This is a genomic window from Ignavibacteria bacterium (assembly GCA_013177855.1).
Lineage (GTDB): Bacteria > Bacteroidota > Ignavibacteria > Ch128b > Ch128b > Ch128b.
In genome coordinates, this window is the sequence record JABLYA010000001.1 from 2618266 (window position 1) to 2643357 (window position 25092).

At 32.6% G+C, this 25092-nt stretch carries 21 protein-coding genes and 2 tRNA genes; 14 read left to right on the forward strand and 9 right to left on the reverse strand.

The features are described 5' to 3' along the window. Positions 1-16: 16 nt before the first annotated feature. The 3 genes from HPY57_10985 (at position 17) to atpC (ending at position 4234) form a co-directional block, all read left to right on the forward strand. A complete protein-coding gene (locus HPY57_10985) occupies positions 17-2317 on the forward strand; it encodes a T9SS type A sorting domain-containing protein (GenBank protein NPV12304.1) in 2301 nt (766 codons plus the stop codon). A gap of 101 nt (positions 2318-2418) precedes the next feature. Then, complete coding sequence (atpD, locus tag HPY57_10990; GenBank protein NPV12305.1) at positions 2419-3828, forward strand: F0F1 ATP synthase subunit beta; 1410 nt, start codon at positions 2419-2421, stop codon at positions 3826-3828. Then, positions 3821-4234 (forward strand): ATP synthase F1 subunit epsilon, encoded by a 414-nt coding sequence (atpC, locus tag HPY57_10995; protein ID NPV12306.1) that lies wholly within the window; start codon positions 3821-3823, stop codon positions 4232-4234. Before atpD ends, atpC begins: the two co-directional genes overlap by 8 nt. A 58-nt stretch (positions 4235-4292) precedes the next feature. Here the strand turns inward: atpC and HPY57_11000 are convergent, their stop codons facing one another. The 4 genes from HPY57_11000 to HPY57_11015 all read right to left on the reverse strand — a co-directional run bounded on the left by HPY57_11000 (position 4293) and on the right by HPY57_11015 (position 8607). Continuing rightward, entirely contained in the window at positions 4293-4982 is a 690-nt protein-coding gene (locus tag HPY57_11000; protein NPV12307.1) for a TrkA family potassium uptake protein, read from the reverse strand. 12 nt (positions 4983-4994) lie between these two features. Then, the gene (locus tag HPY57_11005) at positions 4995-6746 is read right to left on the reverse strand and encodes an ATPase (protein ID NPV12308.1); all 1752 of its coding nucleotides are present in this window, start codon (positions 6744-6746) and stop codon (positions 4995-4997) included. 12 nt (positions 6747-6758) lie between these two features. Next, positions 6759-7628 carry a prohibitin family protein gene (locus HPY57_11010; GenBank protein NPV12309.1) on the reverse strand — a complete coding sequence of 290 codons (870 nt, stop codon included), beginning with the start codon at positions 7626-7628 and terminating at the stop codon, positions 6759-6761. Between the two features lie 112 nt (positions 7629-7740). Beyond that, a complete protein-coding gene (locus HPY57_11015) occupies positions 7741-8607 on the reverse strand; it encodes a DUF72 domain-containing protein (protein ID NPV12310.1) in 867 nt (288 codons plus the stop codon). Between the two features lie 58 nt (positions 8608-8665). On the opposite strand from HPY57_11015, the gene HPY57_11020 reads away from it, so the two are divergent. The 9 genes from HPY57_11020 (at position 8666) to HPY57_11060 (ending at position 17385) form a co-directional block, all read left to right on the forward strand. Next, complete coding sequence (locus HPY57_11020; GenBank protein ID NPV12311.1) at positions 8666-9340, forward strand: DUF1573 domain-containing protein; 675 nt, start codon at positions 8666-8668, stop codon at positions 9338-9340. Between the two features lie 108 nt (positions 9341-9448). Next, positions 9449-10060, forward strand: a complete 612-nt coding sequence (locus tag HPY57_11025; GenBank protein ID NPV12312.1) for a YceI family protein — start codon at positions 9449-9451, stop codon at positions 10058-10060. Next, positions 10061-10510, forward strand: coding sequence for a MarR family transcriptional regulator (locus tag HPY57_11030; protein ID NPV12313.1), 450 nt, complete (start codon positions 10061-10063; stop codon positions 10508-10510). It abuts the gene before it with no gap. A gap of 82 nt (positions 10511-10592) precedes the next feature. Beyond that, positions 10593-10682: transfer RNA gene (locus HPY57_11035), tRNA-Ser, on the forward strand. Positions 10683-11316: 634 nt separating this feature from the next. Next, a complete protein-coding gene (locus HPY57_11040; protein ID NPV12314.1) occupies positions 11317-14469 on the forward strand; it encodes a DUF3883 domain-containing protein in 3153 nt (1050 codons plus the stop codon). A 153-nt stretch (positions 14470-14622) separates the two neighbouring features. After that, positions 14623-15504, forward strand: a complete 882-nt coding sequence (rfbA, locus tag HPY57_11045; GenBank protein ID NPV12315.1) for a glucose-1-phosphate thymidylyltransferase RfbA — start codon at positions 14623-14625, stop codon at positions 15502-15504. Next, the gene (rfbC, locus tag HPY57_11050; protein NPV12316.1) at positions 15491-16057 is read left to right on the forward strand and encodes a dTDP-4-dehydrorhamnose 3,5-epimerase; all 567 of its coding nucleotides are present in this window, start codon (positions 15491-15493) and stop codon (positions 16055-16057) included. Before rfbA ends, rfbC begins: the two co-directional genes overlap by 14 nt. After that, positions 16047-17246, forward strand: coding sequence for an L-2-hydroxyglutarate oxidase (gene lhgO, locus HPY57_11055; GenBank protein NPV12317.1), 1200 nt, complete (start codon positions 16047-16049; stop codon positions 17244-17246). Before rfbC ends, lhgO begins: the two co-directional genes overlap by 11 nt. Before the next feature lie 65 nt (positions 17247-17311). Beyond that, a tRNA-Ile gene (locus tag HPY57_11060) sits at positions 17312-17385 on the forward strand. A 243-nt stretch (positions 17386-17628) separates the two neighbouring features. Here the strand turns inward: HPY57_11060 and HPY57_11065 are convergent. Both HPY57_11065 and HPY57_11070 read right to left on the reverse strand, forming a co-directional pair. Then, positions 17629-19008, reverse strand: coding sequence for a hypothetical protein (locus HPY57_11065; GenBank protein NPV12318.1), 1380 nt, complete (start codon positions 19006-19008; stop codon positions 17629-17631). Beyond that, complete coding sequence (locus tag HPY57_11070; GenBank protein NPV12319.1) at positions 19008-20147, reverse strand: pyruvate flavodoxin/ferredoxin oxidoreductase; 1140 nt, start codon at positions 20145-20147, stop codon at positions 19008-19010. Before HPY57_11070 ends, HPY57_11065 begins: the two co-directional genes overlap by 1 nt. A gap of 162 nt (positions 20148-20309) precedes the next feature. Between HPY57_11070 and pyrF the strand changes: the two genes are divergently transcribed. Together pyrF and HPY57_11080 are read left to right on the forward strand one after the other, a co-directional pair. Next, complete coding sequence (gene pyrF / locus HPY57_11075; GenBank protein NPV12320.1) at positions 20310-21119, forward strand: orotidine-5'-phosphate decarboxylase; 810 nt, start codon at positions 20310-20312, stop codon at positions 21117-21119. Beyond that, positions 21116-22606 (forward strand): DUF2851 family protein, encoded by a 1491-nt coding sequence (locus HPY57_11080; protein NPV12321.1) that lies wholly within the window; start codon positions 21116-21118, stop codon positions 22604-22606. Before pyrF ends, HPY57_11080 begins: the two co-directional genes overlap by 4 nt. Positions 22607-22619: 13 nt before the next feature. Here the strand turns inward: HPY57_11080 and HPY57_11085 are convergent, their stop codons facing one another. From HPY57_11085 to HPY57_11095, 3 genes are read right to left on the reverse strand one after another with little or no spacing between them, the layout of a single operon-like run. Further along, positions 22620-23267 (reverse strand): bifunctional nuclease family protein, encoded by a 648-nt coding sequence (locus tag HPY57_11085; GenBank protein NPV12322.1) that lies wholly within the window; start codon positions 23265-23267, stop codon positions 22620-22622. Positions 23268-23269: 2 nt separating this feature from the next. Continuing rightward, positions 23270-24247 (reverse strand): electron transfer flavoprotein subunit alpha/FixB family protein, encoded by a 978-nt coding sequence (locus HPY57_11090; protein NPV12323.1) that lies wholly within the window; start codon positions 24245-24247, stop codon positions 23270-23272. Positions 24248-24258: 11 nt separating this feature from the next. Then, the gene (locus HPY57_11095; protein ID NPV12324.1) at positions 24259-25005 is read right to left on the reverse strand and encodes an electron transfer flavoprotein subunit beta/FixA family protein; all 747 of its coding nucleotides are present in this window, start codon (positions 25003-25005) and stop codon (positions 24259-24261) included. Between the last annotated feature and the right edge of the window lie 87 nt (positions 25006-25092).

The following is a 25092-nucleotide window of genomic DNA, read 5'->3' on the forward strand; positions in this document are numbered from 1 at the left end:
TTTCAGGAATCAAAAAGTGAAAAGAATAACTCTTTTAATCGCATTATTTATTTTTAATTCATTGTTTGCGCAGATTACTATTACACCCATTTCTCAATTAAGATTTAATAATGCCAGTGGAGTTCCAGTTGATTCAGGTAATATTTTTACTGTAACTGGCATTGTAACTGTTGCAAATGAATTTAATAGTCCTTCATACATTCAGGATAATACTGCAGGTATTGCCGTTTATGCACGTGGAACTGGATTGTTTTCTGCCAGTGTTAAACCTGGAGATTCAGTGATTGTAACTGGAAAATTGACGCACTATAGAGGATTAACTCAATTTGATCCTGTCATTTCTTTTCAGAGGGTTGATTCAAATAAAGTAGTAGAGCCACTGGTTCTTACAATCAACGATATTAAATCGCAAGATTGGAATGGTTATGAAGCTTACGAAGGCATGTTGATTAGAATAAACAATGTGACAGTTTCAGCTTCAGGTACCTGGACTGGAAATACTAATTACACAATTACTGACTCAACTGGTTCAATGCAATTGAGAATTGTTAGTGGGACAAATCTAGTCGGTCAAACAATTCCCACAGGAAAGTTTGATGTAATTGGTGCACTTGGTGCTTATAAAACTTCACCACCATACGATGCAACTTCTTATCAATTACTCCCAAGAAATGTTTATGATATAATTACAGATTTAAAACCATTTATTCTCCAACCAATTGTTGTATCCAATGTCACTTCAACATCATTTAAAGTTTATTTTGAAACCATGCACGATGGAAACACTGAAGTTAGATATGGTTTTACTCAGAATCTTGAGATTGGCTCTTTTATCGATAACAATTTGACAAAATATCATCAGATTGTTATTTCGGGGTTACAGCCTAATACTCGTTATTACTTCAGAGTTTATTCCACAAATCAGTATGGAACAAGTGAAGGTCCACTTGATTTTGTAGTCACAGCTTCTGATAGTCAATCTACCGGTAAAATTAATGTGTATTTTAATTCAACTGTCGATCAAACTGTAGCTATACCTGGTAATGAAGCTCGAGGAAATGTAAATCTCACTGAAAAATTAATTGAGAGAATAAATGCTGCTGAATACTCCATCGATATGTGTGTTTATAGTTTTTATAATCAACCTTCAATTGTCAATGCATTAATTGCAGCGAAAAACAGAGGTGTAAAGGTTCGAATTGTTTATGATAAACGAACAACTCAAAACTCTATGCAGGCTTTAATTAATGCTGGATTCTTGATCAGCAAAAGGCCAAGTATTGATGGAATAATGCACAATAAATTTTTTGTATTCGATGGTAGAGATGCAAATCCTGCAAATGATTGGGTCTGGACTGGAAGCTGGAACCTATCGGCTGATGAAAGCTCGTGGCTTAACAATGTAATCGAAATCAATGACTATGCTTTAGCCCAGGCTTATACTAAAGAATTTGAGGAAATGTGGGGAAGCAATACTGATGTTCCAAATTCATCTAACGCTAAATTTGGACCATATAAAACTGATAATACTCCTCATAATTTCACAATCAATGGAAAAGAGTTTCAACTTTATTTCAGTCCAACTGATCAAACTACATTAAAAATAAGAAACACTCTTGCAACTGCTGACTCATCAATTTACTTTGCTCTTTTAACTTTTACCAGATCGGATATTGCAAATACAATCGTTTCGCGAGTTCAATCAGGTGTTAAGTTAAGAGGAATTATCGATAATGTTAATGACAGCGGTTCACAATACAGTTTCTTAAGAAATTATGGAGAATTATTCGATTACAATTTAACTGGAACTCTTCATCACAAGTATGCAATAGTAGATGCTTCTTGGGTTGATTTAAATCCTTATGTTATCACAGGTTCCCATAACTGGTCAAATTCTGCCGAGCAAGACAACGATGAAAATACATTAATAATTAAAGATGTCTTCATTGCAAATCAGTATATGCAAGAATTTAAAAGAAGATATAATGATTTGGGAGGAACTGGTACTTTTACTATTCCAGTAATTAGTGAAGTAAAGGAAAAATACATTCCTTATAAAGTTGAACTTCAACAAAACTTTCCAAATCCTTTTAATCCAGTTACAACTATTGCATTTACTTTGAGTGAAAGAATGCCTGTTAGACTTGTTTTGTATAATTCTCTTGGCCAAGAAGTTAAAGAAATTTTTAATAGCATAGCTGATGCAGGGAAGACAGTAATTGATTTTAGAGCTGATGGATTACCTTCTGGTGTTTATTATTACACTTTGTATGCACAAAATCAAAGTATATCGAGAAAAATGGTTTTGATGAAGTAATTTTAAATTTGATGGTTATTAAATGTTTGTTCTACTATATACATTTTTTTAATTTTGAATTTAATTTTGGTCAATTAACACACATAAAATGAGGAAACTAAATGAATAAAGGTAAAATCGTTCAAATTATTGGTCCTGTTGTTGATATTGATTTTTCAGGCGGACAATTACCTGCGATCTTAAATGCAATCAGAATTCCAAGAGTTACCGTTGAGGGTAAAGAAGAAGAATTAATCTGCGAAGTCCAGCAACACTTAGGTGAAGATAGAGTGAGAACAGTTGCAATGGACTCAACCGATGGTCTTGTTAGGGGAATGGAAGCTTATGATACAGGAAGACCAATCGAAGTTCCTGTTGGTCCAGAAGTTTTAGGAAGATTATTGAATGTGATTGGTGAACCAATCGATGGACTTGGTCCCATACCTGCACAGAAAAAATACCCAATTCATCGTGAGCCAGTTGATTTTAAGGAATTGAGCACCAAGCGAGAAATGTTTGAAACTGGTATTAAAGTCATTGATCTTCTTGAACCATATTCAAAAGGTGGAAAGACTGGCTTATTTGGTGGTGCTGGAGTTGGTAAGACCGTAGTCATTATGGAGTTAATACACAACATTGCAAAATATCATGGTGGATATTCGGTTTTTGCGGGTGTTGGTGAGAGAACAAGAGAGGGTAATGATCTCTGGCTTGAAATGAAAGAATCAGGAGTTCTTAGTAAAACTGCATTAGTTTTTGGTCAGATGAACGAACCACCAGGAGCACGCCAGAGAGTTGGGCTAACTGGATTAACAATCGCCGAATATTTCCGTGATGAAGAAGGAAAAGATGTTCTTCTCTTTATTGATAATATTTTCAGATTCATTCAAGCTGGAAGTGAAGTAAGTGCCTTGCTCGGTCGAATGCCCTCAGCGGTAGGTTACCAGCCCACTCTTGGAACTGAAATGGGTGAATTGCAGGAAAGGATTGTTTCTACTAAAAGAGGTTCAATCACTTCAGTTCAAGCAATATATGTTCCGGCTGATGACTTAACTGATCCTGCTCCAGCTTCAGCATTCTCGCACCTTGATGCAACTACAGTTTTGAGCCGTCAAATTGCAGAGCTTGGTATTTATCCTGCAGTCGATCCGCTTGAATCAACTTCAAGAATTCTTGAACCGTCTGTTGTTGGTGAAGAACATTACTATGTTGCGAAAAAAGTAAAAGAAATTCTTCAGACTTATAAGGATTTGCAGGATATTATCAACATTCTCGGTATTGACGAACTTTCAGATGAAGATAAGATTATAGTTCAGAGAGCGCGAAAGATCCAAAAATTCTTATCTCAGCCTTTCCATGTTGCTGAACAATTTACAGGCAGACAGGGTCGTTATGTAAAGTTAGAAGACACAATTAAAGGTTTCAAAGGAATTATAGAAGGTGAATATGACGACTTACCCGAAGCTGCATTTTATATGGTTGGAACGATTGAAGAAGCTATAGAACAAGCTAAGAGGTTACAAAGTGAATGATAAACTTCTCTATCTTGAGATAGTTACACCATCAAGAATAATTTTTTCAGGTTATGTGAAGTCTGTGACTGTACCTGGTGAATTGGGAAGCTTTCAAATATTATATAATCACGCTCCAATAATTAGTAACCTTTCAATTGGTGAATTAAAAGTAGTTAATGATAAAGAAGAAAAAGAATATTATGCTGCAAATGGCGGTTTTGTAATGGTTATGAAGAATAGAGTAACTGTGATCAGTGATTCAATTCAAAAAGCACAGGAAATTGATGTTAATAAAGCAAAAGACGAATTGATTAAGACAAAAAATGAATTAGAGGCAAAGCGTAAATCAGGAAATGTTGAGGAATTAGAAAAGAAAATTGCTCAATTAAAAAATCAAATTAAAGTGAGTGAGCGAATTTCCTGATTTAGAAATTATAACTTTTGTAAATCCCGAAAAGACAAAAAATCTTTTCGGGATTTTTTTATTCAGTCAATTTTGAAATATCTTTTTCCCGTCCAAATAAAATTAAAATATCGCCTTCCTCAATTACAGTTCCTGGACCTGGCACACCAATTATTCGTTCTCTTATTTCTTCCTGCTTTGTGGTTTTGTTCATTACTTTTGTGATTTTTTTAATTGTAATAAGATTTACATTGTACTTTGTTCTGATATCGAGCTCTTGAAGAGTTTTCCCCACAAATAAAGAAGGAGCGGGTATATAAGCAATTGTGTAGTCTCCGCCTAATTTTATCCACTCAAGCACATCTTCATACATTAAAGAGCTTGCTAATTTATCTGCAACTTCTTCTTCGGGTGAAATTATATGATGAACTCCAACCTTTTCAAGAATAATTTTATGGATTGGTGTAGTTGCACGAGCAATAATTTTTTTAACTCCTAAATTGATCAGATTCATAACCGTCAGCAGAGTATTCTCAAATTCCTGACCTATTGAAATTACAACTGCATCCATATCTTGAATACCCTGAGCTTTCAGAGCTTTTTCATCTGTTGCATCCAGTCTTACTGCTACTGCAACAGTGTCTTTAATTTCTTCAACTTTCTCAAAATCATTATCTATAGCCAGAACTTCTGCACCTTTTTCCGATAAATGTTTTGCAAGGTTCTGACCAAAATCTCCAAGTCCGATTATTGCAATTTTCTTTGCCACTTTTTGTTCTCCTTAAACTGTTGATATATATTCTGATGGATAGTCATATTTAGGTTGAGCTACTTCTTTTGAGAAAGAAGTTAAAAATGTTATAGGTCCAACGCGGCCGATGTACATCAAAATTACTATAATAAATTTCCCTATTTCACTGAGATATGGCGTAATTCCTCTCGATAAACCTACTGTTCCAAATGCAGAGAATTGTTCAAATATTATATCTACAAGACTAAATTTTTCCGTGATTGATAATATTACAGTTGTTAGAAAAATAAACGAAAGCGAGAAAGCGATTTTAATGAAAACACGATGAATAATTTCATCAGGAATTTGTCTCTTATAAATTTCAATTTTTTTCTTTCCGCGAACAAAATCATAAATAGCCATAAAACTAATGAAAGCAGTTGTAGTTTTAATTCCGCCTCCAGTACCTCCTGGAGATGCACCGATAAACATAAGTAAAATATAAACCAAAGAAGTTGAGATTAATAATTCATTAATGGGTATAGTATTAAAACCTGCTGTTCTGGTTGTAATTGATTGAAAGATCGAAGCTAAAATTTTTTGATCTTCACTTAAATTTTTTAAAGAGTTTCCATATTCCAAAACGTAAGTAATGATCGCTCCTGAGAAAATAAGAAAGAGTGTAGTTAAAAGAATTATTTTACTTTGCGTTGAAAGATATTTTACTTTAGCTTTTTTTCTTTTGAAAGGTATCGTGGTTAATTCAAAAAGATTTGATAATGTTCCAAAACCAAGTCCGCCAAGGACAATAAGCATTCCAATAGTTCCAACAGATAAGTAATTATATCTTAATCCTTCGTACATTAAATTTTCAGAAAAGGTTGAAAATCCTGCATTACAGAAAGCAGAAATTGAATGAAATACTGAGTGGAAAATTTTTTCACTTAAAGGCATTTGCAATTTGCTCATGCTATGAAAGAATAAAATTGCGCCTATAGCTTCAATGATAAATGTAGTTAAAATTATCTGAATTAATGTGTATTTAATTTTACCTAACTTTTCTTCCTCAATCAGGTCACCAATTAAAACTCTTTCTTTGATGCCAAGTCCGCCAGCAAAAAATAGTGCAAAAAAAGTTGTTAGAGTCATTACACCAAGACCACCGATCTGAATTAATCCAAGAATAACAATCTGTCCAAAACGTGTAAAGTAAGTTGCAGTGTCGACTACAATTAAACCAGTTACGCAAACTGCACTTGTAGAAGTAAAGAGGGCATCAATAAAAGAAATTTTTCCATCAACGGTAGCTTTGGGCAGTAATAAGAGGCCTGTTCCAAATAAAATTAAAAGAAGAAAGCTTATCAGAAAAAGTTTGGCGGGTTGGATTTTATATTCCGCAATAATATGGCTTAAACGAACTCCTTTAATTATCAAGCTGATGATTATATAAATCTGAATTACAATGATGTAAAATAAATTTAAATCAAAGACATGAAATGTTCGAGCCATTCTTGAAAAAATGTATGGGAAAAAGATGAATAAGATTGTATGAATAATTATTAATGTCATTATAAAAATGTCAAACCATCGGGATCTCAAATACTCCTTTCGGTCTTCAGCGTAATAAATTCTGCCAGATTGATAAAAAATAAAAAGCAGAAATACTAGAATATTTACGGCATTTAAAAAATTGTTTAAGTTATCTGAGATGTAAAATCCATATTGAAGAATAAAAGTAGAAAAAGCGAGCAGAGCAATAAATAAAAGAAATCTGCCAGAATATTTTTCAAAAAATGATCTCATATTTTTAAGCTCTTATTTAGTGTCAAGAATAATTGGTAATCCATCTTTGCCTGCGCCAATGATAACAATTTTAGAATTGGGAGATTGTGCTAGTTTTTCAGTTGCCTCAATTCCTTTCCATCTTAAAAGTGGTTCGCTTATTCCTCGAGTTACTATATCCTGAAAATCTGCAATTCCCTTAGCTTCAATTCTTTTTCTTTGTGCTTCCTGTTCTTCTTTTTGCAAGATAAATTGCATTCGTTGACTTTCCTGCTCAGCTTGTAATTTTGCTTCAATTGCTTTCGATAGTCCTTCGGGAAGAATAACTTTTCTCAAAGGTGTTGATTCAATTGTAATCCCTCTATCACTCACGCTTTTTGATAATTCTGCCTTAATTAACTGTGCAAGCTGTTCTCTTTCTGATGTGTATAGAGCTTTTGCCTCATAACTTGCTGTCACTCCTCGACAAACTGATCTGAAATTTGGAATTAGAATTATTTGGGCATAGTTTTCACCAATTGTTTTGTAGACTAAAGAAGCTTTATCAGGATTTAAATGAAACAAAACAGAAATCTCCAATCCCACAGTCAATCCTTCTTTTGATGGAACATCCATATCTTCTTTGATTTCTTGGGTCTTAACTGAGAACTTAACAACTTTAGCAAGTGGATTTACAAAGTTAATTCCTGATTTTAATGTATTATCCGATACAACTCCGAAGAAATCAACAACACCAACATGACCTGCTGGAATAACCGTAAAACATTGACCAAGACTGAGCAAGCCAAAAACCACTATTCCGATTGGTGAAAATTTTTTAAATGGATTGTCGATTAATTTTTTTGATCTAAAATAAATTACAATTGATAGAATAAAAAGGGAAAACCATATCAAAAAAACCATAAAACCTCCTTTGATTGATAAACCTAATTAAAAAATTTAATGGGAAGAATTTGATGTGTTCAGTAATAAGATTCATAGTTGCACAAAATTAATCAAAAAAAGAGAATGAAAATCAAGCATCTAACATTGATTTTATTTTAGTAATCGTAAGGGGTGCCGAGCCTTCGTAATGATTGTTTACATTGATGTAGGTATCAATTTTTCTTTTTTCTAGATCTTGTAAAATCTCTACGATATGTCGCAATTCCTCATCTTTTGGATAGATAATCTTATTCCAATTTCCTCCGCTTTTTTCTTCAATATCTTCACGATTTGGTCCATGGAGCCGAATTACCACTTTGTCTTGAATATATTGACCATATTTATCATAAATTTCCCAGATTGGAGGCATATAATAACCTTGTAAAAAAACATTAAAAATTTTCATCTCGTTGAGAAATTCAAAATAAATTTCATTTAGATAATTGGGATTTCGTAATTCGATGGCAAGTGGAATTTTAGTATCTATCGATTGAAAAAATTTTTTGAGATGGGCAAGAAAATCAATTTGAGATTTCATTTTTTGTTTATTTAAATACTCAAATTGGAACATCAGCATTCCAACTTTCGGCAATAGTTCTGAAATAGAATTAAGAAATTCATTAAACAATTCAATCGAGAGAAAAAATTTATTAGAAATTAATTCAGCTTTTTTATCTCTATTATAATGATGAGTGAGTGTAATGCTGTTTGGGATCTTAATTGTAAATCTGAATTTTTCTGGTGTTGATTGTGCATATTCTATTACATCTTTCCGAGCTGGTAATTTAATCTTATCACCAAATAGTGACCAGAACCATTGATCTATTTCAACTGTATCAAAATGTTTCGAATATTCTTCAAGAAAATTAAACTTCCCTTTATCAGTATAAATAATGCCTTTCCAAGACTCATATTTCCAGCTGCAAGTACCAAAGTGTAGATATTTAAATTTTTTCATTTTCTAAAAAATCCTTTTTTCTAAGATAATTATATTTGAAAAAATGGAGACTGTAAAAATGAAGAAATTTGTTTTACTGTTTCTGCTTTCATTTGTATGGCTTAATGCACAACAGAAATTGCAGCCAGTTGGAAGTGATGTTCATAATTTTGGTACGATTACAAAAGGTTCAATTGTAAAACATACTTTTCAACTTAAGAATGTGTCCAAAAGAACAATTACAATAGAAAGAGTTCAATCATCATGCGGTTGCACTGCTGTGTTAATTTCAAATAAAGTTTTAAAACCAAATCAAATTGCAAAGATCACAGCTGAATTTAATACTGAGGGTTTTACTGGATATCAGGAAAAATACATCTATGTTTATGAGAAAGATAATCCCAACCCAATTTATACTTTGAAATTACAAGCCAATATCTTTGTAGAGTTAGAAGTAGTTCCAATGTATATGGTTTTTGATAATGCAATTGTAGGAGTCGACAAACAAAGTTTTGTTCAAATCATTAATCGTTCAAATAAAAAAGTAAAAATTTTAAAAGTAGAAAACCCTTATGATAATCTTCAGCTTAAAATTGATAAGTATGAATTAGCACCGGGAGATTTTACAACAATACAGGGAACATTCACACCAAAAGTTTCGGGTTTAATTAGAGGTTCGTTCACAATTCATACAGATGCAAAACAGAAAAAAGTGGAAATTAAATTTTACAGCAATGTAAAAGACAGACTTTAATTTAAATTGATCTGGTCAGAGGTTAAGGGGGAAGAAATTAGATGTTGCAACATTTAATGTTATAACATATATTGCCCGCCGTAAATTAATTAAAATCAATAACAAAAAATGAGGAGAACTCAAATGAAATACTTAGCTAATCTTTTTGTATTTATTCTATTTATTAATGTAATTTATGCCCAGAGCAAAAATGAGAGTGTCTGGGTAGTTGATAAAGCACATTCCAAAATCGGTTTCTCAGTAACTCACTTACTCATTTCAGAAGTTGAGGGACACTTCAAAGATTTCGATTTAAAAGTGGTATCAACCAAAGATGACTTTGTGGATGCCAAAATTGAATTTACCGCAAAAACAGCAAGTATTTTTACTGACAACGAAAAAAGAGATGAACACTTAAAATCTGATGATTTCTTTAATTCAGAGAAATATCCCGAAATGAAATTCGTCAGTAAATCCTTTAAGAAGGTTGGAAAAAACAAATATAAACTGACTGGTGACTTGACCATCCGTGATGTTACTAAACCAATTACTCTTGATGTTGTCTACAACGGAACAGTTAAAGATCCCTGGGGAAATACTAAGAGTGGTTTTAATGTAACAGGTCAATTAAATCGTTTTGATTACGGATTAAAGTGGAATGCACTAACTGAATTGGGTGGTGCTGTTGTTGATAAAATTGTCAAACTTAGAATTCATGTTGAATTGAACAAACAATCATAAATGAAACTCGAAGACGAAATAAAACAAAGTTCATTCAGGAATGAGTATCATAAGCTGGCTGTGAATATTATTTACACTCACAGCTGGCTTATGAATAAAATTTATGAATTACTGGATGAATATGATTTAACACCTCAGCAATTTAATCTTTTAAGAATTTTACGTGGACAGTATCCACAGCCAGCCAGCATTTCACTCTTAAAAGAAAGAATGCTTGATAAAATGTCAGATGCTTCTCGATTAGTGGAAAGATTAATTTCTAAGGGACTTGTCGAGCGAAATATTTGCCCCGAAGATCGTCGAAAAGCTGAAGTTAAAATTACAAAGAAAGGATTAAAGCTTTTAGAAAAAATAGACGCAGCAAATGATGAAATGGATAATTATTTAAAAAATCTTTCTGCACAGGAAGCGAAGCAATTAAACTACTTACTCGATAAATTACGCGGTTAGTTATTTTGCTAATCGTGATCTAATTTTTATTTTTGCACATAAATTTTTCATTCTTTGTTCTTTATTTAATTGAATAATTGCTGGAGAGGTGGCCGAGTGGCTGAAGGCAGCGGTTTGCTAAACCGCCGTACTGGGTAAACCGGTACCGCGGGTTCGAATCCCGCCCTCTCCGCAAAATTTGTTATAATAAAATTCTATTAATTCTTTTTGATTTCTGAATAAAAATTAATATGTCAGATTTATTCTTTCGGGGAATTTTAAAAGGGGTAAATTTTTTATGAAATCTAAAATCATTTGAGAGTATTTTTATATAATCTTTTCATGTGTAAAAATATTTCAAATGTTTATAGATCAATTTTTAATTTGAACAAATTAAGTTCATTTTTATTTCAAACTTGCCTTAATTTAGTGCATAAATTTATAGAAATCTGTGAATTATCATTTGATTAATATGAATGTTAATTCATTATTAAAGTTGAAAACTATAGAAAAGGAACATTATTTATTGAATTTCAGTGGATCTCTTATAATCTCTTTTTGAGATTTGTTCAAACATAGCTATTTCCTATACATAAAAAGATCAATGGTAGCTAAATTATATCTTATAGATTTTTATTTTTGAAAGTAAACTTTATATATAAGATATTCATTGATAAAATCAAATTTAATTTACAAGTAATTTAAAGAAACTCGATGGTCAGATAAGCAATGCAAAGCATAATAAGCAATAATTAGGGGATTAATTTTTGCATAAATAAATCTTGTTAGATAATCTTAAGGAGATTAAAGAAAATTGGTTAAGGAGAATGGACACTGCATTTTTTGATTTACAAATAAAAAGAAAAAACTGGGTTCAAAGTTCAGAGGAGAATAAATTTGATTTTGATAGCATTTTAACAGGATTATATACTGATCCTTCTCATTTTATTTATGAATTGCTACAAAACGCTGAAGATGAGGGGGCAGAAGAAGTTAGATTTAAATTATTTGAAGACAGATTGGATTTTTACCATAATGGACAAGAATTTGATATTGCTGACATCGAAGGAATCACAGGTATTGGAATTTCGAAAAAGAAAGAAGATCTAATAGCAATAGGGAAATTTGGTGTTGGTTTTAAGTCTGTTTTTGCAATAACTCGAAATCCAGAAATATATTCAGGCGATTATAACTTTAGAATTGAAAATTTCGTTGTCCCCGAGCCTATAAATAGAGATAATGTAATTTTAGAATCAAACGAGACCCTTATTAGGTTGCCGTTTAATCATAACCGTCGCAACCGAGAGGAAATTTTTAATCTTATATCTAATAGACTTCAAGAATTAGACCCAAAGACTATACTCTTTTTAAAGAATATCAAAGAAATTCAATGGGAAACACCGTTTTCAAATGGGGAATATTCAAAAGAAAGGAACAATATTCAAGGTAAACCAAATGTAAATAGAGTAAAATTAAAATCATCAAGAGTTACTGAGGAATATTTAGTAATTGAAAAGATAATGAAAATAGAGGATAAAGAACTGCGAGTTGAAATAGCATTTAAATTAGGTATAGACCAGAATGGCAACGAGATGATAACTCCAGAACCGAACTCAAAATTAGTTGTATTTTTCCCCACCGAGAAAGTAACCTTCCTGAATTTTTTAATTCAAGGACCTTTCAAAACAACCCCTAACAGAGAAAATATACCTTTAAGCGATGAACAAAATAAAAAAATACTTGAAGAAATTGTAAATCTTGTGGCGGAAAGTTTAAATATCATGAAGGAATTAGGTTACTTAAATACAGATTTTTTAAAAATTTTACCCCTCAAATCATACATTGCAAAACAGGAGCAAATATATTCGGAAATATATAATAAAGTAAAAGAAAAGTTACTAAGCGAGGAATTATTACCTACATCAGATGGCAGATATACCAAAGCGACTGACGCTTTATTAGCACGTGGTAAAGAGCTAACTGAATTTCTAAACAACGAGGACATCAGGTTACTGTTTTCTAAACAACATTGGTTAGACTCCAATATAACCCAAGATAGAACACCTGAACTTAGAGAATATCTGATTAAAGAACTTACAGTGCAGGAGGTTGATTTTGAAAGTTTTGCAAGAAAAATAACTGCTGAATTTCTGCAGACAAAAACTGATGAGTGGTTGATTGATTTTTACAGGCGACTGTTAGATCAGCAAGCATTATGGAGCGATAGAGTATATTCAAAGGGTGTTTTGAGAACTAAACCTATAATGAGATTAGAAAATGGCGAACATATAGCTCCCTTTGATAGTAATGGCAAAGTGCAAGTGTATTTACCAACAGAAACTAAATCTAAGTATAAAACCGTTAAACGCATTTTTATCGAAAATGAAGAATCTTTGAAATTTTTAAAAGAGCTCGGATTAACAAAACCAGACATTTTTGCTGAAATCAGAGAATTTATACTTCCAAAATATAGAAAAGAAAATCCTATAAAAGACGAATCATATTTTGAGGATTTTGAAAAACTACTGAAAGGATATGAAATTATTGCATCAAATAAGAAAGAAGAATTTGTTAGGGAATTATCAAATGCAAATTTTGTCTATGCTGATAAAAATGATGAAACAAAAAATAGCTGTTTATTAAAAGCCACTCAAATTTATTTCCCAGATCAAGATTTAAAGACCTATTTTGAAGGTTATCCGTCAGTATATTTTGTTTCAGAAGAGCTTTTTAAAGAGTTTGAAGTGGAAAGAGTTAGAAAGTTTTTGAAAGAATTGGGTGTTGAGGATAAACCGAGGCGACTTGAAATAGATGTCAATTTGTCTTGGGAAGAAAAGAGTAGATTAAGGGGTAATAGCGGTTGTCGCTATGATATTCATCAAAAGGATTATGAATATGAAGGGTTAGGTAATTTTATAAATTCCATTACTCCAGAAAAATCATACTTACTATGGAAATTATTACTAAAAAGTATTGAAAGTTTAAACAGTAGGTTAGCACAGGGATTTTTTGAAGGTGAATATAGATGGTTTTATTATTCGCAACATAGCAGGAGCTTTGAGGCAAAATTTTTAAAGACACTAAAACAACAAGCATGGTTGGTTGATAAAAATAATAATTTCAAAAAACCATCTGAAATTACTTTTTCGGAGCTATCGGATGGTTACATAAAAAACGGTTCAAATATAGATATTTTAATTAAAGCACTTGAATTCAGGCCTGAAATTTTTGAGCAACTTCCAGAAGATTATAGAAAAAAATTAGAGATTGTAAAAGACATTCCCATAGAAGAACTCGAAAAATTAATTTCTGAAAGAAAAGAGAAACCATTGGAGCAGGAAAAAGAAGAATGGAAACCTGAATTCGAACCAGAACAAATTACTCCTACAATAGAAGAAATAGAGCCAGATAAAATTGAAACCGCTAATTTATCAAGTCAAACAGAAGACGATAAAACAGGAATAGATAAAACAACAATAGAAGTGGAAATTGAGAAAAAAGAAAAAATTGAAAAAGAAGAGGAAATATCCATTGATAAAAAAACTATTGGAAAATGGGGCGAAAAATTCGTTTATTACGCACTTAGAGGAAGGTATGAAGAAAAAGGAAAAGTTATTGAAGCAGGTTCCGGATTTAAAGTAGTAAATGATGATGACGAAGAACTTGTTGAAATTATATGGTTAAATAAGGAAAAAGATGTTGGTAAGGGTTATGATTTTGTCGTAAAAGAATCGGGAACCGAGATTGAATATATTGAAGTTAAAACTAAAACAAAAGAAAATGAAGAACTTATTGAAGTTACGGGAACACAATGGGAGTGGGCAAGGCAACTATTTGAAAAAGGTGAAGGAGAAAAATATTCATTTTATGTAGTATATAAAGCAGGCACTCGCGAAGCTAATATCAAAATATTAAAAAATCCAGTTAAACTTTGGAAAGAAGGAAAGTTATATGCACATCCAGTTAAAGTTAAGCTATGAGGAGAGACAATAAGTAGAGATCTGGACATATTTCCTATGTCAATTTACATTAGGATTTTTTGATTATTATTAATTCAGAAGTGAACCATTGAGTTAACTCTATTATGCTTTTCATTAATTTTGACAAACTTTATAACTAAATAGAGGTAAATTATGAAAGGAATAATTTTAGCTGGAGGTTCTGGATCCAGACTTTATCCAATCACAAAAGTTTATTCAAAGCAGCTTGCAATGATTTATGATAAACCTCTTATTTATTACCCACTTTCAGTTTTGATGCTTGCACGAATTAGAGATATTTTAATAATCTCAGATGAAAATACAATCCCACTTTACAAGAAACTTTTTAATGACGGTTCGCAGATTGGACTGAATTTTCATTATGCAGTTCAAAAAGCACCGAATGGAATTGCCGAGGCTTTTATCATTGGTGAAGAATTCATTGGAAAAGATCAGGTAACTTTAATTTTGGGTGACAATATCTTTTATGGAAAACTTGATTTCTTTTATAGAGCAATTCAACAAAAGAGTGGAGCAACTGTTTTTGGATATCAGGTAAGCGATCCTGAAAGATATGGAGTAATTGAATTTGATGAGAATGGTAAAGCTATTTCAATTGAAGAAAAACCAAAGCAGCCAAAATCGAATTATGCAGTTCCAGGTTTATATGTTTATGATAACAAGGTAATTGAAATCTCAAAAAATCTTAAACCATCCTGGCGCGGAGAACTCGAAATAACAGATGTTAATTTAGAATACTTGAAACGTGGTGAATTAAAAGTAGAGAAAATCGGTCGAGGAGTTGCCTGGCTCGATACAGGAACACCAGAAGCACTTTTAAAAGCATCTAACTTTTTCGGTGTAATTGAAGATCGTCAGGGGTTGAAGGTCGCTTGTATTGAGGAAATTGCGTTTACAAAAGGTTTTATCACTAAAGAACAATTCCGCGATTTAATTAATCAAATTCCAAAATCAATGTATCGTGATTATCTTGAAAAAGTTTTAAGAGAGGCTGACGAAAATGAAAATTCATAAAACAGATTTTCCAGGACTTTTAGTTATTGAACCAGATGTTTTTGGTGATCAACGAGGATATTTTTTTGAGTCTTATAACAAATTGAAATTCGAATCTCATGATTTAAACTTAAATTTCGTTCAGGACAACTTTTCAAAATCGGTTAAAGGCACAATTAGAGGATTGCATTTTCAAATTGAACCTTATGCTCAGGGAAAATTTTGTCAGGTTATAAAAGGGGAAGTACTTGATGTTGCTGTCGATCTAAGAAAGAATTCGCCCACTTTTGGTAAACATTTTTCATTAAAACTTTCGGAAGAAAACCATCTCCAATTGTGGATACCAGTTGGATTTGCTCATGGATTTTCTGTTTTATCAGACGACGCAATTTTTCATTACAAGTGCACGAATTTTTACAATAAAGATTCAGAAAGGATCTTGAGATATAACGACCCTGATTTAGCAATCAATTGGGAAGTTGAAAATCCAATTGTGTCTGAGAAGGATATGAATGGTCAGCTTTTTTCGGAATTACCAGTTTACTTTGAATTCGGAGTTAAAAATGGTTTATGATATAATAATTGTTGGAGCTGGTATTGTTGGTCTGGCAACAGCATTTCAAATTCTTAATAAAAGACCCGAATTAAAATTATTAATTCTCGAAAAAGAAAATGATGTTGCAAAACATCAAACTGGAAATAACAGTGGTGTGATCCATTCAGGAATTTACTATAAACCTGGAAGTTTGAAAGCTAAGAATTGCATAAATGGTTATAAATTACTTCTTGAATTTTGTGAACAGGAAAATATTAAATATGAAATCTGTGGTAAGGTAATTGTCGCAACTGAAGAATGGGAATTACCTATCTTAAATAATTTATTTGAACGCGGAAAATTAAATGGACTTGATAAGATTAAAAAAATTTCCAGAGATGAATTAAAAGAAATTGAGCCTTACGCGAATGGACTTGAAGCAATTTTTGTCCCATATACAGGTATAATTGATTTCAAAGAAGTTTGCAATAAGCTGAAAGAAAAAATTGAAAATCTCGGAGGAAAAATATTTTTTAATGAAAGTGTTCAGAGTATTCATAAAAATCAAAACTCTCTAGAAGTTTTGACGCAGAATGGAACATATCAAACAAATTTGCTCGTTACCTGTGCTGGGTTATTCTCAGATCGATTGGCAAGATTAACGCAAAAAAATCTTCCGTTAAGAATTATTCCGTTTAGAGGTGAGTACTATAAAATTAAAGATGAAAGAAAATATTTAGTAAAGAATTTAATTTATCCAGTTCCAAATCCAGATTTTCCATTCCTTGGTGTTCATTTTACTCGAATGATTGATGGGAAAGTTGAAGCCGGACCAAATGCAGTGCTTGCTTTTAAGAGAGAAGGATATAAGAAAAATGACATTAACCTGAAAGATTTATATGAAACTTTAAGCTGGAGAGGTTTTCAGAAAGTAATGAGAAAATATTGGAAAATTGGTGCAGGTGAATTTTATCGCTCATTTTCAAAGTCTGCATCTACAAAAGCGTTACAAAGATTACTCCCAGAAATTCAGGAAGAAGATTTACTTCCCGGTGGTTCGGGTGTTAGAGCCCAAGCTTGTGATGACAAAGGGAATTTAATTGATGATTTTTATTTTGTCGAAGAAGAAAAAATAATCCATGTTTGTAATGCACCAAGTCCAGCTGCAACAGCATCTCTTTCAATAGGAAATTATATTGCTGAGAAAGTTTTTCAGAGGCTGAGTTAGAAGAAATCTTGTTTTTTAAAATTCTATTTAAGATTTTTGCATCGGAAATTTTGAAATAATGATTGGGGCCCGTAGCTCAGTTGGTTAGAGCAGCTGACTCATAATCAGCGGGTCGGAGGTTCAAGTCCTTCCGGGCCCACAATGAACCCTCGAAATTTTACAATCGAGGGTTTTTTATTTTAAAACAAAATTTCAAAACTTTAACTGATCAAAGAATTTGTTAGTAGTCTTATAATGATGAAAAAAATCGTTTTTTATCAAACCTGACTAACTTCACTACGAAGAATTTAATATCTCGAACCAAAAATTTTTGATATGATTTTTTAAGTTCTGAAATTTTAGTAATTAATGAAAAATCATTTTAATAATTGTGAATTCAATATTAATTACTTCTTAACATTCCAATTAAATCGCCTTTATAAATTTTTTGGTAATCACCGAATCTCTTCTCGATAAGAGAATGAAAGTTTTTAAGCGGGAATGGTTCGATTAAATTCAGCAATACATCTATTCCACCTAAAGCGGCTCGATCGGGACCACATATTTTTCTTAGAGGAAGTTTATACATTTTCTTTGTCTGAACTGGTAAATCTAAACTTTCATCATAAATGATTATTGTTCCATCATTTACTTTTTCAAATATGTTTTGAGATTTCAGTTCTTTTAGTCCATCAATTGAAACGACAATAATTGCAAAAGGTGAATCGACACCTGTGTAATATATTTCATCTGGAGAGAGAATAACTTCTGATAGAGAGAAACCGCTGCCTTGAGTTACTGGATTATCATTCTTCTGAGTTGTAAATAATCCAGATTGCGCAGCAGCCTGACAAAGCATTGCTGCAGATGACTGAACCTTTTCTCCAGCACTTCCTGAGATTATAATTCCAATTTGATCAACTCCAAATTTTGAATTAAAGTCAATTGTATTTTGATCTGGTGAAATGAAATTTGTAAATAAATTAAAATCACTTTCACTCTTGAAAAACTTTTCGATGTATGAGACTGAAAATTCTTTTCGCTCCTTTTTATTTTCAATTACTCCGAGCTGATGTTCGTGGTTTTCAGCAATCTTTATTAGGTCAGTACCTTTCAATTTATTTTTTTCGACAGCATATTCAGTGCATAATTCTAAAACTTCAACTAAAGAAAATCCATTGTAACTTATTGCCTCAGCTAATGTATCGACTAAATCTTTATCAGTTGAGATTTTTCTTGCAACATACTGAGCCTTAGATGAAACAGCCACTTTGCACAAATCGAGTGGGGGAATAATATTTCCGAGTGGAGAGGTTTGAGTAATAAAATCAATCGGACTGAAAGCGGACTGTTGACCGCCGGTCATTCCAAAAAGGAAATTGTCAGCAACAATTACAGTCACATCAGTATTCAACAAGGCAGCATTGACGATGTGAAGTAATCCAATCATTGCACCACCGTCACCGATCAAAACGATGGTTTTCAATTTTTTGCTTGCTAAAACTTTGTCTGCGAGAGCAATTCCAGTTGCAAAAGCTGTCGATCTTCCATGAGTTGTGTGAACGGTATGAACTTTATCAAATAAGTAATCAGCAAGTCCTATGCAGCCAATGTCTGTAACAAGACAGATATCCTCTGGATTTAATTTTAATTTGAGCAAAGCTTCATCAAGTTTCCTTAAAATGTGACTATGCCCACAGCCTTTACAGAAAGGCATCTGTGCACCTTTTGTCATATAAGTGCATTCGATATTTATATCAATATTTGAGAGTAATTTTTCCATTATATTTTCTCCATAATTTCTTGAGGTGTGATCATACTCCCGATTTTGTTTACGCCAATTACTTCTTTCCCATCAAATAAATGCTTAATCAACAAACGATATTGTCCATTCAAATTTTCTTCGGCTATAATTACTTTTTTATACTTCTCAGAAACATTTTTTAAAAGTTTCTCGGGTATTGGGAATAAGCTATGAAGAATTAAGACTGAAACTTTTTTATTTGAATTTCTCAATCGTCTTAAAACTTCAAGTGAAGTCCTTCCTGTGATTCCAAAACTTATGATTAAAGTTTCTGCACCTTTCTCTTCATAAAATTTATATTCTATCAATTCATCTCGGTGAGCTTGAATTTTTTCTTCAAGATGTTTCAATACGCTGATAGTTTCAGGATCGTTTTTCTTTAATTCACCTTCTTTATTGTGAGCAGAACCAGTTGCAGTTACTTTGATCTTCCCACCGACAGGAGCAAATAGAGGAATATCACCTAAACTTTCAAAGTCATACATCTTCCAGTTTTTACTCTTAAGATCTTCCGGGTTGATTGTGCTTCTATTTTCAATTACCAAATTCTCTAATCCCGTGTAATCGACCGTCTCGGTTGTCATTCCTATTTCTTTGTCAGAAAGAAGAACAACAGGAGTTCGTAATTTTTCCGACCAGTTAAATGCCTTAACTGTTAATTCAAAACATTCTTTTGGATTAGTTGGATATAAAACAGGAATTGTGTATCCACCGCTTGTGATAAATTGAGTAAATAGGATATCTCCCTGGGCACCCTGGGTTGCTCCTCCTGTTGCTGGTCCAAGTCTCTGAACTACTGCAATTACAATTGGCGTTTCGGTGATTAAGGCATATTGAACTGTTTCGATCATTAAAGACCAACCAGGACCAGATGTAGCTGTCATCGATTTGAAGCCTCTCATTGAAGCACCAACGCAATAAGCAATTGCAGAGATTTCATCGGGAGAAGGGATCGCAAGTCCACCAACCTGCGGAAGCATATCAATCATACCTTTATAAATTCCAGAGGCTGGGGTTATTGGATAACCAGCGAAAAATTTACATCCAGCATAAATTGCCCCTTCAGCGATCATCTGGTTGCCATTACGGAGTTTTATTTTCTTCTTTGTTTCTATCATTTCATCCTCAGTTTTATTTACAAAATTAGAAAAATGCTGTAGATTTTTTGGCTGAGGTTTTGATTGAAACTTTAAGTTCACATTGAAAAACTCTGTTAACATTAATTTAATCTTAAAATCAACTTCTTTATATTTGTAATAAAATTTTTTGGAAAAGTGAAAGTGAAACGATTGATTGAAACGAAGAACGAGAAAAAAACTCACTTATGCATTGGATTAGATATATATCCTGAATTATTACCCTCCTACATTACTTTCAAAAAAGATTTTGTTGAATATTTTATCGAAGGAGTAATTGAGTCCACTTACGAAATCGTTGATGCTTACAAATTTAATATGGCATTTTTTGAATCGATGGGAAGTTATGGACTAAGGGTTTTAGAAAACATTCTTCCAAAAATTCCACGACAGATTATCAAAATATGTGATGCAAAAAGAGGGGACATTGGCTCTTCCTCTCGAATGTATGCAAAGGGAATTTATGAACATTTTAGATTCGATGCAGTGACGCTTAATCCATTTTTAGGTTATGACTCTCTCGAGCCTTTTTTCAGATATATTAATAAAACTAATTATATCCTTACATTGACTTCAAATCCTGGTGCAAAAGAATTTCAGAAATTAAAATTGAGCAATGGTAAAGTTGTTTTTCAGGAGATTTTAACAAAAGTAAAGACCTGGAATTCAAAGCATAAAAATATTGGAATTGTTTTTGGTGCAACACAAAAGTCTGAGTTCAAATTTCTGGATAAAAATTTTGTGGATATTCCATTATTAATCCCTGGTGTTGGACATCAGGGCGGAGATTTGAATTCTGTTATTTCACATCTAAAGAAAAATGGTTTTCAGAACTTCCTCATAAATTCAAGCCGAGATATTCTCTACTCAAATCTTAATGGTGATTTTAGAAAATGCATTTTTAATAATGCTAATCAACTGAAACAACAAATAAATGAACTATTCTACTCGTGAATAACCTTAATAAAATTAAAGAAAAATTCTTATATCAAATCTGGCAGAACAAGAAATTCACCAACGGAAAACTTTATACAATTAATAACGACGAGCTGGAAATTTTAGATGTTGGAGAACGCAACGAAGGTGAAGATGGACCTGACTTTAAAAATGCGCGGATAATGATTGGTGGAATAAAGTATGTTGGTGATATCGAGATTGATACAAACATCAGTGATTGGGCAAGACACGAGCATAACAAAAATGAAAAGTATAACAGCGTAATACTTCATGTGTTTTTTAATCGAGATAACAAAGATTTTCATCCTATCTCTCACTCTGGAAGAATAATCCCCGCTCTTAATTTAAGTCAATTTATCGATGAAGATTTGCGAAAAGTTATTCGTGAAGCAATTTCACTTGAAAAAGATCATCGTTTAAAAGGAATTCCGTGTCAGCATAAAGAACTTCAAACTACTGTTGATAAAAAACTAACTTTCTTAAGAGAACTTGGACTAAGACGATTTGAAAAGAAGTGCAATAAACTTTATCAACGATTGAAAGAAATTTATTTAGAAGATCAGCTTCGTTCATCGACTAAAGAACCTAGTATTCATTACACTCCAAATGAGGATTTCTATAATAAAGAATTTAAAGCATCAGATTTCAGGAATGAAAAATTATGGATGCAGCTTTTTTATGAATATGTTTTTGAAGCTTTAGGTTATTCTAAGAACAAAGATATTTTCAGACGACTCGCTCTCGAAATTGATCTTGATTTTGTAATAAACAATATTCCTAAAGAAAATTTCATCGAAGAAGCTGAGAAAGTTTATTTTTATGTTTCTGGTATGACCCCTAAAATTAGCGAAGTAGAGGATGAAGAGGTTAAGAATTATGTAAAAAAAGTAAATGAAACATGGAAAAAATATCAGCCTCAATATCGAGGTTCAATCCTTGAGGGGAGCAAATGGCATTTCTTCCAGTTGAAGCCTCAGAACTTTCCAACGGTAAGGTTAGCCGGTGGTGTTAGAATTTTATATGAATTGCTTTATAACAACCTTCTCGGCAGAATAATGTCAGCATTTGAGAAAATAGATAATTCAGCTCAAATGCTTAAAGCACTAAAGTCTCTTGTTATTGTAGAAGCAGACGGTTTCTGGAAAAATTATTTTCATTTCAATAAAAGAGCTGAGGTTCCGTTCAGACATTTTGTTGGAATGTCTCGCTCAGAGGAAATAGTTGTAAATGTGATTTTACCATTTATTAAAGTACTTTCAGATGTTTTTGGAAAAAAGAAAGATGCTGCGAAGGTTCTGGCTGTTTATAAGACTATGATGCAAAAGACAGATAATCAAATTGCAATTGATCTTGCCAATGCACTTCAACTTCCAACAATTGTTCATCAAAGTATTTTTTATCAAGGATTAATTGAGTTGTTTAGAGAGTATTGCAGCAAAAAGAAGTGCAAACAATGTGAACTCGGAATTACACCAGGTAGTTAATCACCATTAGAAATTAATTGCCTTCGCCCGTTAGTTTTTTCAACTCATCACGAATCTTAGCTGCTTTCTCATATTCTTCTTTTTCAATTGCCTCTTTTAACTGTGCTTTGAGTTGGGCAATTCGATTTTCTTTACTTCTTGAGAATGAAGAACTCTCAGGAGATCTTGGTCGATGTCTTTCTGTAAAATCTTCGCGCTCGTCTTCTTCCTCATCAATTTCGTCTCTTAATCGGAAGGAACTTTCTTCTTCAGGTTCAACTTCAAAAGCAGCCTCTCGCATCACAGTTTCGCTTGCATAAATTGGGCAGCGAAATCTTACTGATAGAGCAATTGCATCGCTTGGTCTGGCATCAATCTCCTGTGTCATTGAAGATACATCTAATATTAATTTCGCATAAAATGTATTATCTCTCAATTCGTCAATTATAATCTCGACTAATGTTGCACCAAGTGATTCAATAAGATTTTTAGTAAGGTCATGTGTTAGCGGTCTTGGTGGTTTTATCCCTTCTAACTCCATCGCAATTGCTTGAGCTTCGAATGCACCAATAATTATTGGCAGATTTCTATTACCATTGACTTCTTTTAAAATCAATGCATAAGCACCACTACCAGTTGGTGTTTGATGAAGTCCTGCTATTTCAACTCTAACTTTATCCATTTTTAACTAACATATTTTTTGAGCTCTTCCTTTAATACTGGTAAAATTTCTAAAACATCGCCAACAATACCATAATCAGCAACCTGGAAGATCGGAGCATCTTTATCTTTATTGATTGCAACAATACATTTTGCCGAAGACATTCCAGCCAGATGCTGAATAGCTCCAGAGATACCACAAGCAATATACAATTTTGGAGAGACAGTTTTTCCTGTCTGACCAACCTGTTCAGAATGAGGTCTCCAGCCAGCATCTACAACAGCTCTTGATGCACCGACAGCACCGCCAAGAAGTTGTGCAATTTCTTCGAGTAAATAGAAGTTTTCTGGTCCTTTCATTCCTCTTCCACCTGAAATAATTATGTCGGCTTCGGCAACATCTAATTTACCTTCAGCTTTCACATATTCTGTTGCAATACATCTCAAATCCAGAGCATCATCAGGAATTTCTTTTACATCAGTATTTAAATTCACTTTATATCCATCTTCGGTTAAGGATACAGTGTTTGGTCGAATTGTTAAAACTTTAACTTCTGAATTTAATGAAAAGTTCATAATTGCCTTGCCAGCATAAATCGGTCTTTCAAGGACAAGATTTCCGTCTTTAATTTCTATCGATGTACAGTCGGCACCATAACCAGCTTTTAATTTAGCTGCTACGATTGGTGCAAGGTCTTTTCCCATTGCTGTATGAGAGAATAAGAGCAAATTAAAATTATTTTCTCTAACGAAATCGCTGATAAGTTTTGCATAAGCAGTCGAAGAATAATTTGAAAGTTTAGAATTCTTAAAGTGAATTACTTTCTCAAGTCCGTGTTCAGATGCGATATCTAAATTTGAAATTTGATCACCTAAAACAACTCCAACTACTTCACCTTGAACTTCTTTCGAAAGTTTAAATCCTTTTCTTGCAGCTTCTAAGGATTGTTTTTTTATTTCTCCATTTCGTTGTTCAAGAAAAACTAAAATTTTATTAGACATTTTTTTCTCCCTTAAATTACTTTTGCTTCTTCTCTTAAAAGTTTAACAAGTTCAGGAACAGCGGATGCGTCTGTCCCAAGTATTTTAGATTTCCTCTTTGAATCGGGTAGTCTCAATTCATTCACAACTAATCTATTCTGTGATGCATCAAAAGTTTTTTCTTCAATTGGTTTGGACTTTGCAGCCATTATTCCTTTGAGAGATGCATATCTTGGTTCATTTAATCCTTTTTGAGTTGTAATTACAACAGGTAATGATGATTCAACCTTTTCAATTCCTCCTTCGACTTCTCTTTCGGCTTTCACCTTACCATTTTCAATTTCAAGTTTAACTACTGTTGATATTGATGGGAAGTTTAAAAGTTCAGCTAACATTTGTCCAACTGCCGAACTGTCATAATCAACTGATTGTTTACCACAAAAAACAATATCAGGATTTAATTTAGAAATTTCAGATGCGAGTGCTTCAGCAACTGTGAGTGAGTCTACATTTAATTCCCCTTTGATAAGAATTCCTTTATCAGCACCCATTGCGAGAGCTTTACGAATAGATTCTTTTGCTGAGTCATTTCCATAAGTTACAATTACTACTTCACCTCCAAATTTTTCTTTTGTTCGAAGTGCTTCTTCTACCGCAAATTCATCATAAGGGTTGATGATAAAAGAAACACCAGTTGGATCGATGGTTTTTCTATCCTGAGAGATTTTAATTTTTGTTGCTGTGTCGGGGACATGGCTTAATGCAACAACAATTTTCATAAATTCTTCCTTTATTTTTGTGAGTAAATTACTAATGAAAAAATAAAATAACAATTGACTAATAATTTGACTATAATTAAATTTTTT